The 16264-nt window shown below is 48.0% G+C and carries 15 protein-coding genes; 6 read left to right on the forward strand and 9 right to left on the reverse strand.

Annotation, left to right across the window (positions count from 1 at the left end):
* Positions 1 to 18 precede the first annotated feature (18 nt).
* From IEV98_RS20585 to IEV98_RS20600, 4 genes are all read left to right on the forward strand, one after another.
* The gene (locus IEV98_RS20585) at positions 19 to 3270 is read left to right on the forward strand and encodes a SusC/RagA family TonB-linked outer membrane protein (protein ID WP_188507915.1); all 3252 of its coding nucleotides are present in this window, start codon (positions 19 to 21) and stop codon (positions 3268 to 3270) included.
* Between the two features lie 18 nt (positions 3271 to 3288).
* Positions 3289 to 5034 carry a RagB/SusD family nutrient uptake outer membrane protein gene (locus IEV98_RS20590; RefSeq protein WP_188507916.1) on the forward strand — a complete coding sequence of 582 codons (1746 nt, stop codon included), beginning with the start codon at positions 3289 to 3291 and terminating at the stop codon, positions 5032 to 5034.
* A gap of 81 nt (positions 5035 to 5115) precedes the next feature.
* On the forward strand, positions 5116 to 5883 hold the full coding sequence (locus tag IEV98_RS20595) for an endonuclease/exonuclease/phosphatase family protein (protein ID WP_188507917.1): 768 nt from the start codon (positions 5116 to 5118) through the stop codon (positions 5881 to 5883).
* Between the two features lie 28 nt (positions 5884 to 5911).
* A complete protein-coding gene (locus tag IEV98_RS20600) occupies positions 5912 to 6523 on the forward strand; it encodes a porin family protein (protein WP_229738890.1) in 612 nt (203 codons plus the stop codon).
* A gap of 59 nt (positions 6524 to 6582) precedes the next feature.
* Here the strand turns inward: IEV98_RS20600 and IEV98_RS20605 are convergent, their stop codons facing one another.
* The 3 genes from IEV98_RS20605 to IEV98_RS20615 form a co-directional block, all read right to left on the reverse strand.
* Positions 6583 to 7113 (reverse strand): DinB family protein, encoded by a 531-nt coding sequence (locus IEV98_RS20605; protein WP_188507919.1) that lies wholly within the window; start codon positions 7111 to 7113, stop codon positions 6583 to 6585.
* A 13-nt stretch (positions 7114 to 7126) separates the two neighbouring features.
* Positions 7127 to 8278 carry a DUF418 domain-containing protein gene (locus IEV98_RS20610; RefSeq protein ID WP_188507920.1) on the reverse strand — a complete coding sequence of 384 codons (1152 nt, stop codon included), beginning with the start codon at positions 8276 to 8278 and terminating at the stop codon, positions 7127 to 7129.
* A 68-nt stretch (positions 8279 to 8346) separates the two neighbouring features.
* Complete coding sequence (locus IEV98_RS20615; protein WP_188507921.1) at positions 8347 to 9102, reverse strand: helix-turn-helix domain-containing protein; 756 nt, start codon at positions 9100 to 9102, stop codon at positions 8347 to 8349.
* A 121-nt stretch (positions 9103 to 9223) separates the two neighbouring features.
* Here IEV98_RS20615 and IEV98_RS20620 point away from each other — a divergent pair, with 121 nt between their 5' ends.
* Entirely contained in the window at positions 9224 to 9910 is a 687-nt protein-coding gene (locus tag IEV98_RS20620) for a hypothetical protein (protein ID WP_188507922.1), read from the forward strand.
* A 158-nt stretch (positions 9911 to 10068) separates the two neighbouring features.
* Here the strand turns inward: IEV98_RS20620 and IEV98_RS20625 are convergent, their stop codons facing one another.
* The 6 genes from IEV98_RS20625 to crtID form a co-directional block, all read right to left on the reverse strand.
* On the reverse strand, positions 10069 to 11022 hold the full coding sequence (locus IEV98_RS20625; RefSeq protein ID WP_188507923.1) for a fasciclin domain-containing protein: 954 nt from the start codon (positions 11020 to 11022) through the stop codon (positions 10069 to 10071).
* 236 nt (positions 11023 to 11258) lie between these two features.
* Positions 11259 to 11957, reverse strand: coding sequence for a lycopene cyclase domain-containing protein (locus tag IEV98_RS20630; protein WP_188507924.1), 699 nt, complete (start codon positions 11955 to 11957; stop codon positions 11259 to 11261).
* Positions 11954 to 12412, reverse strand: a complete 459-nt coding sequence (locus IEV98_RS20635; RefSeq protein WP_188507925.1) for a sterol desaturase family protein — start codon at positions 12410 to 12412, stop codon at positions 11954 to 11956. Before IEV98_RS20635 ends, IEV98_RS20630 begins: the two co-directional genes overlap by 4 nt.
* Positions 12409 to 12894, reverse strand: coding sequence for an SRPBCC family protein (locus tag IEV98_RS20640; RefSeq protein ID WP_188507926.1), 486 nt, complete (start codon positions 12892 to 12894; stop codon positions 12409 to 12411). The genes IEV98_RS20635 and IEV98_RS20640 overlap by 4 nt, the downstream gene beginning before the upstream one ends.
* Positions 12891 to 13727, reverse strand: a complete 837-nt coding sequence (locus IEV98_RS20645; RefSeq protein ID WP_188507927.1) for a phytoene/squalene synthase family protein — start codon at positions 13725 to 13727, stop codon at positions 12891 to 12893. The genes IEV98_RS20640 and IEV98_RS20645 overlap by 4 nt, the downstream gene beginning before the upstream one ends.
* Positions 13711 to 15204, reverse strand: a complete 1494-nt coding sequence (gene crtID, locus IEV98_RS20650; RefSeq protein ID WP_188507928.1) for a bifunctional phytoene desaturase/3,4-desaturase — start codon at positions 15202 to 15204, stop codon at positions 13711 to 13713. Before crtID ends, IEV98_RS20645 begins: the two co-directional genes overlap by 17 nt.
* Positions 15205 to 15495: 291 nt before the next feature.
* On the opposite strand from crtID, the gene IEV98_RS20655 reads away from it, so the two are divergent.
* Positions 15496 to 16170, forward strand: a complete 675-nt coding sequence (locus tag IEV98_RS20655) for a MarR family winged helix-turn-helix transcriptional regulator (protein ID WP_188507929.1) — start codon at positions 15496 to 15498, stop codon at positions 16168 to 16170.
* The last annotated feature ends 94 nt before the right edge of the window (positions 16171 to 16264 follow it).

Consider the following 16264-nt stretch of genomic DNA (forward strand, 5'->3'; position numbering starts at 1 on the left):
ACTAATTTTTTAACAACAATGAAAGTAGGTGTACCAATAGGTTTATTGGCAGGGACGATATTGTCGTTTCCATTTCTTGGAGAGGCCGCTACGGCTTTTTTAGCAAGCAGCAACGTGCCGATTGCAAACAGCAGGCAGCAGACAACACTTTCGGGGCGGGTGGTGGACGGCAATGGTCAGCCGGTTCAAAACGCTACGGTTGCCATCCAAGGCGCAGGCAAAGCCGCGTCTACAGATGAAAACGGACGGTTCGCCCTGGAATCCGATCGGACAGATGCGACGCTGGTGGTATCTTATGTCGGCTTTGAGACCAAGACTTATCAAGTGAGCGGCAGTACGCGTGACATGGTCATCCAGCTGGATAGCAAGAACGATTTGGAAGAGGTGGTGGTGGTTGGTTACGGCACCCAAAAGAAAATCAACCTTACCGGAGCGGTATCCCAGATTAGCTCAGAAGTGCTTGAAAACAGGCCTCAGCCTAACCTGACCCGCATGCTCCAGGGCACGCTGCCAAACCTCAACCTGAGGATGGCAGACGGCGGGCCCACGCGTGGCGCCGCATTTAACGTGAGGGGGATAACCTCTATCGGAGCGGGCGGTAATGCGCTGGTGCTGATCGATGGCGTGGAAGGGGATCCTAACTTCGTGAATCCCAATGACGTGGAAAGCGTGACTGTCTTGAAGGATGCTTCTTCTGCCGCCATTTATGGCTCCAGAGCAGCGTTTGGCGTGGTGCTGATTACGACCAAAAGCCCGGCCGATGGCAAGTCTACGCTCGACGTAAGGGTGAGCCAAACGGTCAATGAGCGTACGGTAGTGCCTAATCTGGTGACAGATGGTTATACCTGGGCCAAAAATTTCGATGATGCGTTTTACGCCTGGTATGATTATAAGACACATCCCATCACCATCAATGCCAATTTTCCGTTCTCGCTGGAATGGCTGGAGCGGCTGAAAAACCATGACCCTGCTCAGGGTGAGGCGGTGTATAACGAATCGCTGGGGCGATATGAATACTTTGGCAGTACCGACTGGTTTGCCACCCTGCACAGGGATAGAATGCCTGCCACGGAAGCTTCCATCAGCGCATCCGGGGGAAATGACCGGGCACGATATTTCGTATCGGGGCTTTACTACCATCAAGACGGGATATTCAGGCACTCTCCGGACGATTTTGATAAGTGGAATGTGCGGGCAAAGGGAGAGGTAGACCTGAACGATTGGCTTTCGTTCGACAATAATGTCGATATCAGTACATACCAATACGGCTATCCGTTGCTTGCTAATGGTGATGCCGGTATCTGGAGGTATTGGGCCGTATCGGGCTTTCCCGTTGCTACGATGTACAATCCCGACGGCACGTTTACCCGGCAGGCGGTTGAATCGGGCGCTTCTTTTGTGGATGGCAGCAGCCGTTCGGATCAGGACCGGTTTTTCGTGAGAACCACACCGAGCCTGACAGCCAAGCCCTTTGGCGATCTGGTAACATTTAAGGCTAACTTTACCTACGCCAAGACTTTCAATAAGGACAAGCGCTACAATAACTTTCTGTATAGCAGTGACGCACCCGGGCAAACGGCCCGGTTTGGGAATAGTTTGTACCGGACTTTATCTGACAATACGACCTATTGGGGATCCAACATTACGGCCGACGTGAAAAAGACCTTTAACGATGTGCATGATCTGGGAGTTTTGGTAGGATATAATATTGAATCTAACCGGTGGGAAAATTTCGATGCGCAACGGGATGGCATTTTGGTGCCTGACAAGCCTGATTTCAACCTGATGGACGGACTGAACTACAACATCGCGGGGGGAGGTAACGAGTGGAAATACTTGGGGCTGTTCTATCGATTGACCTATGCCTATAAAAACCGGTACCTGCTGGAGTTCAATGGCCGTTATGATGGGTCTTCAAAGTTCCCCGACAATCAGCGCTATGGATTCTTCCCCTCGGCTTCTGCCGGTTGGAACATCTCCGAGGAGCCGTTTATGGCTAGCAGCCGCACCTGGCTGGATAACCTGAAACTCAGGGCTTCTTACGGATCACTCGGAAACGGAAATGTTGCGCCTTACCGGTATATGGAAACCATGTCTGTATCCAAAACCAGTGTTATCCTGAATGGGGTGCAGACGCCTTATACATCCATTCCGGGCGTGATTCCGGACGGATTGACCTGGGAAAAGGCCACCACGCTAGACTTGGGTATGGATGCTACCCTTTTTTCGGGAAGGTTTAACCTGACGTTTGACTGGTACAGCCGCATCACCACGGATATGTTTACGGTGGGGCAACCACTGCCTAACGTATTTGGAGCGGCGGTGCCTTTCGGCAACTATGCCGACCTGAAAACAAACGGCTGGGAACTGACGCTGGGCTGGAAAGATCAATTTGACGCAGGCGGAACTCCGTTTCACTACAGCGTATCCGGCTCGCTTTGGGATAACCAGTCTGAAATCCTCAAATTCAATAACCCGACCAAGTTGATTTCCACGTATTACGAGGGCATGAAGGTTGGAGATATCTGGGGGTATGAAACGCTTGGATTCTTCGCTTCAGACGAGGAGGCGGCGAACTGGGCAGATCAGAGCTTTCTGCTGAACTCGAATACAAACGAATACCTGGCGGGCGACCTGAAGTTTGCCGACCGGAATGGTGATGGGGTGATTAACCAGGGCAAAAACACCGTAGACGATCCGGGAGACCGGATGATCATCGGTAACAACTCGCCGAGGTATCAGTATGGTTTCAACCTGTCTGCCAATTGGAAAGGCGTGGGACTTTCGGCCTTTGTGCAAGGCATTGCCAAACGCGACTGGTACTTTGCTCCTGAGGCCGACCTGTTTTACGGACCGTATAACCGGCCCTATGGCTTTCAGCCGAAGATCATGATGGATGACTATTGGACACCGGAAAATCCGGATGCGTATTGGCCGAGATACAGGGGTTATACTGCTTTAGGTACCAACCGGTCGCTGGGAGCGCCACAGACGCGTTATCTTCAGGATGCGAGCTACCTGAGGCTGAAAAACGTTTCCCTCGACTATACCCTGCCGCAGTCATGGACGGCCAAAGCGGGTATCAGGAAAGCCATGGTATACATCAGCGGGCAAAATATCCTGACATTCTCCAAACTGTATAAGCACACCGACAACTTTGACCCTGAAATCATCGAGAACCCAGCCGGAGACATGACCAATAGCCATGGTCAGGGAGATGCTTATCCGATGCTGAAATCGTATACGGTGGGACTTAATCTTACATTCTAATCGTTAGTAACATTGATCATGAAAAAGTCGATCCTATATATAACTGCCAGCCTAGGCCTGTTGTTTTCCCAATCCTGCAGTGATTTTCTGGAGACGGAGCCCTTTGACAAACTGGTGCCCAGTTCCTTTTTTGCAACAGAAGTGGATTTGGAACTCTATACCAACTCATTCTACCAGCAGATGCTTCCTTCTGCGGATGCGGCGACGCAAGGCGATGGTATGGCCGATTATTCTTCGATAACGCAGAGTTCAAACTTTATCTCCGGGAACTATTCTTCGGTAAACGAAGGCGCCTGGAACTGGTCCAACCTGCGGAATATCAATTATTTCCTGGCTAATTATAACAACGAGGCCATTCCGGAGGAAGCCAGAAACCACTACGCGGGCATCGCCCGGTTTTTCAGGGCTTGGTTTTATATTGAAAAGGTACAGCGATACGGAAACGTGCCTTGGTATGATGCGCCATTGGCCACCGATGACGAGGCCCTGTATAAAACACAGGACCCCAGAGAAGTGGTGATGCAGCATGTATTGGAAGACCTGAACTTTGCAGCGGAAAACATCCGCGAGGCTAAAGACAACACGTCCTCGACGATTACCCGTCAGGTAGCTTTGGCTTATAAATCCAGGATAGCGCTTTACGAGGGAACCTACCGGAAATACCATACCGAGCTGGACCTGGCTTCTACAGCAGAGCAGTGGCTTACCGAAGCGGCCAATGCCGCAAAAATGGTGATGGATGCCGGTACCTATTCGCTTTACAACACCGGAAACCCCACGACGGACTACAGAACATTGTTCATATCCGAAAATGCCGTTAATCAGGAAGTGATGTTTGCACTGGTCTTCAACAACGCACTGAGAAGGTGGCACGCCCTGACCTGGAAATTCAATTCCGCTACCTACGGTTCTCGCTGGGGGCTGAACAAGCAGTTCATCAACACCTATCTGATGTCCGACGGAAGCAGATTTACGGATAAGGCCGGCTACGACGAGCTGTTATTTGTGGATGAGATGGCAAACCGCGACAACCGGCTGGCACAGACTGTGAGGTCCCTCGGTTATAAAAGAAGCGATGGAAGCGCAGCGCCACCGAACTTCGGCTATACCTTTACCGGCTATCACCTCCTCAAGTGGAGCATGGATGACAAAAGGCTGGACGGACTCGGTGAAGCATATAATACCATACCAATGATGCGCTATGCGGAAGTACTCTTGAATTACGCCGAAGCGAAAGCCGAGTTAGGAGAATTTGACGAAACGGTGTGGGCGCAGACCATCGGACTGCTCAGGCAGCGGGCTGGGGTAAACACGGCCATCCCGCAAACGGCAGACCCCTATCTCCAAGAGGTATATTTTCCCGAAATTGCAGATCGGTATCTGTTGGAGATCAGAAGAGAGCGCGGTATTGAGCTATGCTATGAAAACCTCCGATATCAGGATCTGATGCGGTGGAAAAAAGGGAAATTGGTGGAAATGCCATGGAAGGGCATCTATGTGCCGGCCATGAACCGCCCCATGGACCTGGATGGGAATGGTACACCCGATGTATCGTTCGTCTCCGAAACGCCGGATGCCCCGCAGGCAGGGGTAACGTACTTTGTGATCGATGGCAATATTTCCAAACTCAGTGACGGAACCTCCGGCCACGTGATCTGGGGCGCGAATGAAGCGCGTAGTTTTGATGACAAAAAGTATCTTTATCCGATTTCCAATTCGGATATCGTACTCAATCCGGATCTGGTCCAAAATCCGGGTTGGTAGCGAGGCGATATAGACTGGATAACGTAAATAGCTGTTTGTTGATGCTCCAAAAAGGGGCATCAACATTTAATTTATTTGAACATGTCAAGCAAGAACTTCCTTTTTACCATCGTCAGCCTGTTGCCTATGCTGTGCAGTTTACCTTCACAGGCCCAAAACCTGAAGGTGATGAGCTATAATATCCATCACGGCGCAGATGCCGCAGAACGGATGACACTGCACGAAATCGGAGCGTTCATCAAAGAATCAGGGGCAGATCTGGTAGGTTTGCAGGAAGTGGACAGCCTTTGCGGGCGATCCGGAAACGTAGATCAGATGAAAGTGCTTGCCGAGATCACGGGCATGCACTATGCATTTTACCGGCATTTTGCCTATGATGGCGGTGCCTATGGCTTAGGGATTCTGTCCAAATATCCGATCAAGGAGCAAAGCAACAAACGCATCACTTCCATGAAGAACGGAAGGAAAGAATCGTTGGCCTTCTTGGCCGTCAAACTCCATACGGGTAAAAAAGAACTGGCGTTTGCCACGGTGCATATGGCGCTGGACCAGGCGACAAGATTGATCCAAGCGGAGGAAGTCATGCACCATTTAGCGGGGAGCGAACCTGTGATATTGACCGGCGATTTCAATGCCCTGCCCAACACCGAAGAGATTCAATTGATTTCGGAACGGTTAACGTTTATGGATCGGGGTCTGGCACATACCTTTCCGGCAGCCGAGCCTGTCAAAAAAATAGACTATATTTTCGTATCTCCATCACTTCTTAAAAAGAAGAGCAGTACCTTCGTCTGGAAAGAGATCCAATACTCCGATCATTTGCCCCTGGAGGCAAAACTCAAATTATAGGTAAATGAAGCGACCGCTATGCGTTGCAATGCTCGGTATAATCTGCAGCTTGCCCTGCGCTTTTGCGCAACAGGAATTTGGTATAAAAGCTGGTGTTAACCTGAGCGTTAACAAAACGTATGAAATGTACGATTCGTTCAGCGGCCGATCAACGACAGCTGGTCGGCGAACAGTAGCCCGGTTTATGGGCGGACTTTACGGGAGCTTCCATGTGGCCAACAAATTTTACGTTCAACCTGAATTGCTGTATTCACAGCAATATAACATGATTAAGAACAGCGGCGAAGCTAACGGCGGATACTGGCATTCACTGTATAGTGGCAAGGTAGATTATTTGAATATACCTGTTTTCTTGCAATACGAGGCGACCGACGGGCTGAAGCTAGGAGCTGGTCCTCAGTTTGGTTTCCCTATATATACACCAGAGATGGTGGACGGAGCGCCTAATATCTTGGAATCTATGCGCGCGTTTGACGTTGGGGTGGCGGCAGAGATAAGCTATCGATTCCGCGACCTGGGGCTCGGGGTCTTTGCGCGCTACAGTGAGGGGCTATCCAATATTGCCAAAAAGGAAAAAGGCAGCGATAAAAACAGGCTCTTTTCTTTCGGGCTGAGCTATGCCGTAAGTGAGCTGTTTTAACCTTGCCGTAATGGGGATGGGACCGCCAAGATTGAGATAATACCATGGTTATTGGGATATCACCACTCCTGTGGTGGGTGCTGATCGGCCCACCAAGTGAATCCCGTTATCCCTTTCGCCTTTAATCGTTCGATGATTTGTGCGGTATGGTGCTGTATGTGGCGGATACTGTTGATGTGGAGCTCCAACCGGCTGTATGGATACCATTCAAAGCCCGAATTTTCGTTAAGCGCCAACTTTGCAATGTCGTTTTGTAAGTTGCTTTCTAGGGAGCCGATAAATGAAAGCAGCTCTTCTTTGGTATGGAATCCTTCGACCGTTACGTTGTCATCGGGATTTTCCCAATCACGTGTTCCGCCAAGGCTTTCGGCACCTTCAATGGCATGCTCCAAGGGGGTATAGCTTGCCGGATTGGCACCCAAATAGAACTTTACACCCCATAATATATGGTATGCCAGTTGCCAGTTTGGGTTGTTGTATTCTTCATTGTTCCATTGCGCCTCGGGTATTTTTTCGATTGCACTGCGCAACATGCCGAGGCCGGCTTTGTACTGTGAGGCAAGGATTTCGATAAGGACTTTGTTTTCCATGATTATATGTGTTTTAGTTAATGCTGCGGTTGGCTAATTTTCTTAAAAGATGGTCGAAAGGCCCCGCTAAATGATTGCGTTCAAGTACATGGGAAAAGGTAACGGCGGCTAGCCAAACGGCTAGACCTACTAGCGCACTTTGAAAATCGGACAATTGGGTGCCGAGGTTTCCAAAATGGGCTGCCATTATTAACATGATGGCGGCACTTTGCAACAAGTATCCTGTAAGGCTTCGTTTTCCGAGTGCAGAGACTGCTTGTACGACAACGGTATTTCGATCTCGTATATTAAGTACAACGACACCCAGCAAAGCTGCGTAGCCTACGCCGCCTACTGCTCCGGAAATGAGATGCAAAGCGTGGGCAAGCGCATCAATCTCATACACGGATCGCCAAAACTGAAATTCCTTGAGCAAAAGCGGCACCGCGCCTAAAATGGAAACCGTGATTCCAACCCGAGCTATCCGTTTTAGGGATTGACGATGCGCGGGTCTATCGTCCAACAACTGTTTCCGGGCGGCCAGCATTCCGATAATCATGAGGGGGATAATGGGATATCCCAGCACCATGCAAGCAGACATGGGGAAATTGATGATCCCATTAATAACCGTTTCCCAATAGGTACTTACCTGTGTAGCGGTGGCCCCGCTTCCGTACGTTTCGGGCGGCAGGGCGTACATAAAGCCAACGCCGATAAGCATCAAAGTAAATACTGGTATCAGAAATTTCAGTATTTTTTTTAACTGGATGTCTGTTTTGAATAATAGAGGTGCCGTGATTAGCAGGGCAATACCATACGGAGCCAGTATTTCATAATTGAACACCAATACGGAATGAAAAAATCCGAAAATCAATAACCAGCATGCCCGCCGCCGTAACCGGCTTAAGATCTGTTTACGATCGAAACCGGCGCGTTCCATCTTTTGGAACAGCAATACACTTCCGTAACCAAATAAAAACGCAAACATGGGATAAGCCCGGTTGTCTCTGAATAGGGTTTTAAACGCAATCGCTAACCGCTCGGTTGGCTGCAGATCGACTGCTTGATTTGCTGGTGTGCCCCAGTTGCCCAAATGAGCGTCTGTATAGGCCATCGCGATGAGCAGCAACATGAACCCTCTTGCCAAATCTGGCGTTAAACTTCTTGATGATTGGATGGTTTGCATCTTGTCTATCTATTTCTGCCGCAAAAATAGTTGAGGGATTGATGGCAGAATTGTAAAAAATAGACATGCTAATAGCCGCTCAGTGCAAGGAATTTATTGGGGCTGTAGCCAGCAAATGTTTTAAAATCGTTGATAAAATGGGCTTGGTCATAATAGCCGGTTGCGTAAGCCGCCTCGGTCAGATTTGTATAGTTGGAATAATTGTTTAGGACAGTTTCAAAACGGACGATCCTTGAAAATAATTTGGGATTAAACCCGGAGGCAGCTTTGAATCTGCGTTCAAACTGTTTCTGGGAAAGGCAGAAATGATCGGATAATGCTTCAATGTTGACATTGCCCTGGCGTTGTCGTATAAATTGTGTCGCCTGTTTGATGAGGGAATCTCCAATACGTTGTTTACGTAGCTGTGAAACGAAATGGTCCGACAGGATGCGGATACGATCTGGTGTTGAACGGGCTAACGCAATTTTTTCAACGAGCGTTTTCCCGTCAGTGCCCAACAGGGTTTCAAGTGAGAAAAAATGCCCGTTGAGCTCCGAAGCGGGCATATGGAATAGGAAGGGGATGGAATGCGAATAGAGCGAAACACCAAACATACGGTAAAAGCCGCCGGCCGGGAATTGGCCGTGACGATGGGTGTGTCCCTGCACGGAAGAGAAGACCAGGTCAGAACCGCGAAAGGCAAACGCGATTTCCGTAAGGCTGTTTGCGGTCATGTAATACGTTGAGCTTGCCTCCAAGGATTGAACGGTCCATGCTGCCGCCCAAAAATGACTGACAAAATCGCTAAGCTCTTCACAAGGAGCGATGGTGATAAGGCTCATTAATATGTGATTTCCGTGCCGGTAAAATTAAGAAAATAACTTGGAAGGCAAACGAGAGGGTATGCATTCCGAGTTTCGCCCGCAAATCATATATTTGGTGTTGTAAAAAACGGCAAGTAACATGAAGTCTAATCTTATCCTGCTTTTAGCAGCTGCAATAGCAATGACTGCCTGTAGCAAAAATGGTGGCGGTGATCCCGCAGGTGCGTTCCCGATGGAGTTGAAAGCGGTGGCGCTGGAAAGCCGAGGTGATGTTAAATTATACACGAAATCCGGTGAAGTAAAGGATAAGGAAATGATTGCAAATTTTATTGCCAGCGAGGCGGGATTTAATGCATCGTTTGAACCACAGCCCGACAACATCATCACGTTTATGACGGACAGTACGGCCCAACTCGGAATTTCGGCGATACGTTACAAGGCAGCTCGTGAGGGTAGCGATGCCATTGTGTTCCGCTCCCCTTTTATACTTGGGCCTGCTGGGCCGCGCGAGGTGCAGTGGACGGCGCTGGATACCTATCGATTGAGTAAACACAATGATCCGCTGCAGATGTTTCATTCGCCGGGCGAAATCTTGTATAAAGGGGAGGCTGTAATCCGTTGCGAAGGAATCGACGAATCTTTTTTGCTACCCATCATGATCTATAAGCTTAGCCGCCGTATTGGAGACGCAGGACAAGCCAGCATAAATGTCGTTTCCGGTAAACTGTTTAACGAATTTAATGAAGATTTCTTAACTACACTGGGTGATAAGGACACGGTTGCTTATCAGCAAAGCTATGTGAGGTATAGTATTAACAAAGAATGAGATGAAGGTTTGTGGCATAAACCAGTTTATGATGACATTCTTCGTAATACCACGGGTTGACGAATGTTATTAGCCAAAACTACAAAAATTAATGGAGGGCGCTCCCCAACGGGGACGCCCTTCGATTTGATGGTCCGTATTGATTGAGATACCCAGCGTTACGGCATGAGCACTTGATCGATTGTATGGACGACCCCGTTTTCCGTAACCCAATCCGCTTGGGTAATGGAGGAGGGGGTTTCGTTGCCATTTCCTGCTACCATCGCACCATCATCGGTGAGGGATATACTAAGGTTTTCACCGTTTACAGTGGTCGGTGTAGCACCATCGACCAAATCCGTCGAGAATACCCATGCGGGTATGACGTGGTAGGTAAGGATCGTGGTAAGCATATCGGGGTCAGCCGCCTGAATGGCCGCGACGCTGCTGAAACCGGCATCTATAAAAGCTTGGTTGGTAGGGGCAAAGATCGTAAAGGGGCCTTCGCCCATCAGCACTTCGGCTACATTTGTGGACCCCTCACTTGCCCTGACCACCGCAGCAACCAGCATGCTGAAGTTATCATTATCCATCAATGCTTCTACGGCATTTCCCATGGGTGGCATCAACACCTTGTTAATGACATGGATAACACCGTTGGTGGCCATAACGTCGGCCTGCAAAACGGCAGATCCATTGATCGAAGCTGACCCGTCTGACTTGCGGGTGACGTAGGCGTCTACCTCGGCAGCGGTTTCGATGGACGTATTGGCCGCTTCAGGAATCGATGACGCGGGCACCGCTTGGCCTAATACATGGTACATCAAAATGCCGCGAACCGTCTCTGCAGGTAAGGCTTGTATGGCGGCCGTTGAATTAAGCCCTGCTGCTACGAATGCGTCATTTGTAGGGGCGAATACCGTAAACGGACCGGACCCGGAGAGGGTCTGCACTAAACCCGCATGCGTAACTGCGGCAGCTAGCAGCGAAAAATCGTTGTCTGACGTAACGACCTCGACGATGGTCTTTTCGGGCTGCGGATCGGGATCATTGTCCTTGGTGCAGGCAACTGGTAACATGCCGACCATGGCAACTGCCATGGCCAGCTTTGGAAAGGAAATCAGTGTTTTCATGATACTGTAAATTAATTCAGTTATAAAGTATAATAATATACCATTATATCAAAGAATTGTTTGTTCCTTGAAGAAATAAGTTCAGCAATATTCTAGCGTGAAAATGCGATAAAGATGTATATTGTTGAAAAACCAATAACCGATGTGGTTTTTAAAGTGAGTGGGTTGGCGATCGTCAGTCCATAAAAAGTTTATTTATATACTTTATTTGTGGGTGCAATTAAAACAATGCACGCCTAGGTTTCATCGGACGGCGTTTTTTGAAAAAGCTTAAACAAGTAGATATTGAGGAGAAAAAGGGTATAGCCGTAAACGCTGTCTTCGATCGGTATGGAGAGTATGCGGATATTGAGTATTTCTTTTGCGTTATAGTTGACGATGGGCGATTCCAGCCCGGTGCCGGTAAGCACACCGTTTACCGGTATGAAGCCCAGCATCAAAATGAGGTATACAAAGGAGGCTTTCCCAATCCACCGTGCCTTGGCGATAAGCTTTAGGTACACCAGCGCGGCAGCTGTCATCATGGCGGTAAGGGTGGTGTAGATACGGTCGTGAAAAAAAAGGACAACCATGATGCAAACCGCTATACTGAACCAAGCGATGTGAGTGCTGAACTTTTCCGCCCACTTCAGGTCGAAAAATTTATCCAAGCAGTGGTACGTAAACACGCAGGAAAAAGGAATGCAAATGAAAAAAAGCCATTCTTCAACAGGAAGCCCCAGTAGGGTGGAGCCTATTGTATAGCGGTAATCAAACCACCAAACGCCCATGTTGGTGAACCACACATCCCACAGTAGGAAAGGAGTGGCTACCAAAACTGCTGCCTTAATGAAGGCTGCGAAATGCCGGTCGAAACGGATCTTGGGATGGAAAGAAAAAATAAAGCAGATGATGATGGTAAGAAAATTGATGAGGAGGTAGGTATAAGGTGTCATCGCTGTTTTTTCGTAAAGTACATCTTGAAATATTTGATCGGTACCCACAGAAAGCCGAAACATTCGCCTCGTTCCTTACCGGTATGTTTGTGGTGTTGCTTGTGTGCCCTGCGGATGGCAAGCAGGTAGGGGTTTTGGGTGTTTTTTAAGAAGCTGATGCGCTGGTGGATGAAGATATCATGCACAAAAAAATAGCCCATCCCGTACAGGGTAACGCCCATGCCGATATAGAACAGGTAATTGAAGCCCTGTTGGCTGCCGAAATACATCAGTGCGAAAGAAGGGATGGCGAAGATGATGAAGAAGTAATCGTTTTTTTCGAGATGCCCCGTGTTGCTGTGGTCGTGATGGTCGCGGTGCAACACCCAAAGCAAACCGTGCATCGCGTATTTGTGAATTGTCCAGGTAAGCCCTTCCATCGTTATAAAAGTAATGAGTATAATCAGTAGGTTCATGTCTCCTGTTTTTTGTTGTTAAACAGATTATCCAACACTCCGCACCGGTAATCAAAGATATGGTGGATTTTCTTCTTAACGATCCAACGATGGGCGACCTCTCCCAATACGCCAAACGGTAGTTCATACTCCACGGTATCTTTCATCAATACGCCTCCATCCCAGGGTAAGAATTCATGGACATGTTTCCAAAGCCGGTATGGTCCTTTCTTCTGGTAGTCCGTGAAGCTTTTGTACGGCTCTACCTGTGTGATTTCCGTTTGCCATTTCATCGGGATGCTAAACAATGGCGATACCCTGTAATCGATGATCATCCCTTCATAAATGCCGCTTTCCGGTAAGTCCGAAATCACGGAAAACCGCATTTCCGGAGGGGTGATACGCGCGAGGTTGTGCGGCGAGGAGAAGAATTGCCAGGCGGTATCGATGCCGCAATGCAAGTATTGTGCCCAACGGAGCTGATGTGATACTGCGGTCTTCATGAGATGGCCATTTTATATTGGATATAACTGGTCATCATCAACCGCAATTTTTTACGGTTGGAGATGCGGATACGCTCTTTTAGCATATGCTTTGCAGGTGTTACCTGTATTTTTTTGAATAAAGACAGGTAGTAGCTATAGGCCAGGTAGACGCCAAACCTGGAACATAAGGGCAGCATTTTTATGCCGATCAATGCCTCGCGGAACTCGCCTTCGATTTCCTGTTCGATAGCCGATTTGATATGATCGTCAAACACCGCCATATCCACATCGGGAAAGTAATTGCGGCCGAGGATCCGGTAATCCTCTTGCAGGTCTCGCAGGAAATTTACTTTTTGGAATACAGAGCCGAGTTTCATTGCGTACGGTCTCAACGTTTCATGCGCTGCTTTGTCTCCTTCAACAAATACATGAAGACACATCAGTCCCACTACTTCTGCCGAGCCCAGGATATATTCCTGATACCGTTCCCGGTTAAAATCTACCGGTTGTAGGTCCATCTCCATACTTTTAAGGAATTGGCTGATCAGCTTTCGGTCTATGCCGTAGCTGTGGACGGTTTGCTGGAAGGATTGTATAATCGGGTTGAATGAGATGCCTTCTTCCAATGCCTGGTGGGTCTGCTCCCTAAACCGCCGGAGCAGCGTAGCCCTATCAAAACCGTGGAAACTATCCACGATTTCATCCGCCAGCCTTACATAGCCATAAATGGCATAGATAGCCGGCCGTATGGATGGGTGCAGGGCCAGGATACCAAGCGAAAAACTGGTGCTGTATTTTTCGGTGGTGGATTTACTTACCTGATGGGATAACTCGTCATACAGCTTTTTCATAACGGTGTAATTTCAGTTTATTCACTTCAGTCGCTGCAATGTTTCCGGAAATGATGGAAGGTGGCACGCCAGGACCGGGAACCGTAAGCTGGCCGGTATAAAAGAGATTGGCTAGCTTTCTGTTTTTTATGGACGGCTTCCACACCGCCGTCTGTCGCAAGGTATTCGCCAACCCGTAGGCATTGCCCCGATAGGCATTGTAGTCTTGCAGGAAATCACTGATGCAGTAGCTTTTTTTATAGTCGATTTGCTTGGCTAAATCGGAAGCGCCCGTATGTTTTTCCAAGCGGTGGATCATTTCCGACAGATAGCGTTCGCGTATCGGTTCGCTATCGTGGATCCCAGTAGCCAAAGGCATGAGTAAAAACACATTCTCATGGTGCTCAGGAGCGACACTTGGGTCGGTCTTGGATGGGCAGCAGGCGTAGAAAAGCGGCTTTTCCGGCCATTTGCGATTAATATAGATATCGTTGATATGAGTGTCCAGATCATGCTCAAAAAAGAGCGTGTGGTGTTTCAGGTTTGGGATTTTTACGTTAAAACCCAAGTAATAAATCAGGCAGGATGGCGCAAAGGTGCGACTTGACCAGTATCGGTCGTCGTAGTTCCTGTACTTTTTTTCCAGTAATGTTTCGGTATGGTGGTAATCCGAAGAGGCAACCACGGCATCAAAACGGTGAGCTTGCCCATTGATGACCAACTCCGTGACCATACCACGGTCGGCACGGATATGTTCCACGGTGTGGTTGAAGTAGAACCGGGCACCGAGCTGCTCCGATATGGCTTTCATGGCTTTCACCACTTCATGAAACCCGCCCATGGGATACCAAGTGCCCAGTGCGTACCCACCGTAAGCCATGAAACTATACATGGCTGGAATGTCCTTCGGCGAAGCGCCCAGAAAGATAACCGGGAATTCCATAAGGGCAATCAACCTGGGATCGGAGAAATATTTTTTTACATAAGACCGGAAACTTGATAGCAAATCCAATTTGAGCGCACTGGCGACAATCTTCGGCGATACGAATTCCCACCAGGTATGGCAGGGTTTATTCACAAACTCGAGCATACTTACCTCATATTTATATTTGGCTGCCATCATAAAGGCGTCCAACCGGTTACCGGCTCCACGCTCGATAGTTTCAAACATTGCCCGTAGTTGAGGATAAGTGCCCGGTACGGATAACGTGCTGTCGGGAAAAATCATATCGAATTGAGGGTCAAGCGCAGTTAGCTCATAGAAATCAGTGGCTCCGTGTCCGAAATCGCGAAAAAAACGGTCAATGATATCAGGCATCCAATACCAGCTTGGTCCCATGTCAAACGTATATCCATTTTCAGTAATAAATTGCCTGGCGCGACCGCCAGCACTGCTGTTCTTTTCGAAAACATGAACCAAATGACCTTCTTTGGCCAAATAGGCGGCAGCGGAAAGACCGGATATTCCCGAGCCTATGATGGCAGTCTTTTTAGTCATAATTAATCTTTTACCGTATAAGGGATTGCCTTGCTTGCAGAGTTTCCCATATTTTACAATAATGGTTTACAAATATACTTTATTTCATGATTTGCAACAAGGTATAAGCCAATTATTGTGGAGTAAAAGTATTTTATTATACCAATTAAATTTTTTCACTAATATAGTTTGCTGACGAACTATGGTTCAGTAATGCACTTATTTTAAGGTGAGATGCGTAAATCCACTAGATATGCAGTTAATTAATGTATTTTTGTAAACCAAATAAATGCAGACATCAGCAATCTTTAAATGACGAATTATACATTGATAAAAGACACCATTAAGCTGCTGGAGTCGTTTGAAGCGGCGAGGCTAACGAAAGATAATTACACCAACGACATCAACGGCCTCAAGCAGTGGATCGCTGATGATGCCGGCACGCATGTGCCTTTGTCGGAACCAGATTGGGAAGGTAAGGAAGACGGCAGAAGCGCGGAAAGCGTGATTAACACGCTCATCGTGCACATGAATAGGTATGCAAAAGCGTATTCCAAATCTGCCATATATGATTCTGACTTTTCAACGCAGGAGGATTTTATTTACCTCATCAACCTAAAGGCCTTTGGTGCAATGACCAAAATGGAATTGATAAAAAAGAATATCCAGGACAAGCCCGTTGGTATGCAAATAATCAACAGGCTTATCAAGAATGGGTGGGTATTACAGAAGGATTCGGAAACAGATAAGCGAAGTAAGATCATACAGATTACAGCGGAAGGATTGACTGCCCTACAACAACAGATGGGAAAAATTCGGCGTGCTACGGAATTAGTTACCGGCAACCTGACCCGTTCCGAAAAAATGGAACTTATACGATTACTGAAGAAATTGGAAGACTTCCACCATCGGATATTCGCTCAAAACATGGACAGCGCTGAATTATTGGAACGGGTAGCAAATGAATATCTGCCTTTAAAACCATGAACTCGTATGTGAGATGCCGTTGTTGCCACATTAAACACGGTTTTCAAGGGTTGGCATATACCTGCGATGAATAATCCTCCTATTAGAACAATAA

Source organism: Parapedobacter pyrenivorans, from assembly GCF_014636865.1.
Taxonomy (GTDB): domain Bacteria; phylum Bacteroidota; class Bacteroidia; order Sphingobacteriales; family Sphingobacteriaceae; genus Parapedobacter; species Parapedobacter pyrenivorans.

Coding starts and splice junctions, on each gene's coding strand:
- IEV98_RS20600 (WP_229738890.1), top strand. CDS start 5,912: ATGCTCGGTATAATCTGCAGCTTGCCCTGCGCTTTTGCGCAACAGGAA.
- IEV98_RS20590 (WP_188507916.1), top strand. CDS start 3,289: ATGAAAAAGTCGATCCTATATATAACTGCCAGCCTAGGCCTGTTGTTT.
- IEV98_RS20620 (WP_188507922.1), top strand. CDS start 9,224: ATGAAGTCTAATCTTATCCTGCTTTTAGCAGCTGCAATAGCAATGACT.
- IEV98_RS20585 (WP_188507915.1), top strand. CDS start 19: ATGAAAGTAGGTGTACCAATAGGTTTATTGGCAGGGACGATATTGTCG.
- IEV98_RS20625 (WP_188507923.1), bottom strand. CDS start 11,022: ATGAAAACACTGATTTCCTTTCCAAAGCTGGCCATGGCAGTTGCCATG.
- IEV98_RS20605 (WP_188507919.1), bottom strand. CDS start 7,113: ATGGAAAACAAAGTCCTTATCGAAATCCTTGCCTCACAGTACAAAGCC.
- IEV98_RS20645 (WP_188507927.1), bottom strand. CDS start 13,727: ATGAAAAAGCTGTATGACGAGTTATCCCATCAGGTAAGTAAATCCACC.
- crtID (WP_188507928.1), bottom strand. CDS start 15,204: ATGACTAAAAAGACTGCCATCATAGGCTCGGGAATATCCGGTCTTTCC.
- IEV98_RS20615 (WP_188507921.1), bottom strand. CDS start 9,102: ATGAGCCTTATCACCATCGCTCCTTGTGAAGAGCTTAGCGATTTTGTC.
- IEV98_RS20595 (WP_188507917.1), top strand. CDS start 5,116: ATGTCAAGCAAGAACTTCCTTTTTACCATCGTCAGCCTGTTGCCTATG.
- IEV98_RS20635 (WP_188507925.1), bottom strand. CDS start 12,412: ATGAACCTACTGATTATACTCATTACTTTTATAACGATGGAAGGGCTT.
- IEV98_RS20610 (WP_188507920.1), bottom strand. CDS start 8,278: ATGCAAACCATCCAATCATCAAGAAGTTTAACGCCAGATTTGGCAAGA.
- IEV98_RS20640 (WP_188507926.1), bottom strand. CDS start 12,894: ATGAAGACCGCAGTATCACATCAGCTCCGTTGGGCACAATACTTGCAT.
- IEV98_RS20655 (WP_188507929.1), top strand. CDS start 15,496: ATGACGAATTATACATTGATAAAAGACACCATTAAGCTGCTGGAGTCG.
- IEV98_RS20630 (WP_188507924.1), bottom strand. CDS start 11,957: ATGACACCTTATACCTACCTCCTCATCAATTTTCTTACCATCATCATC.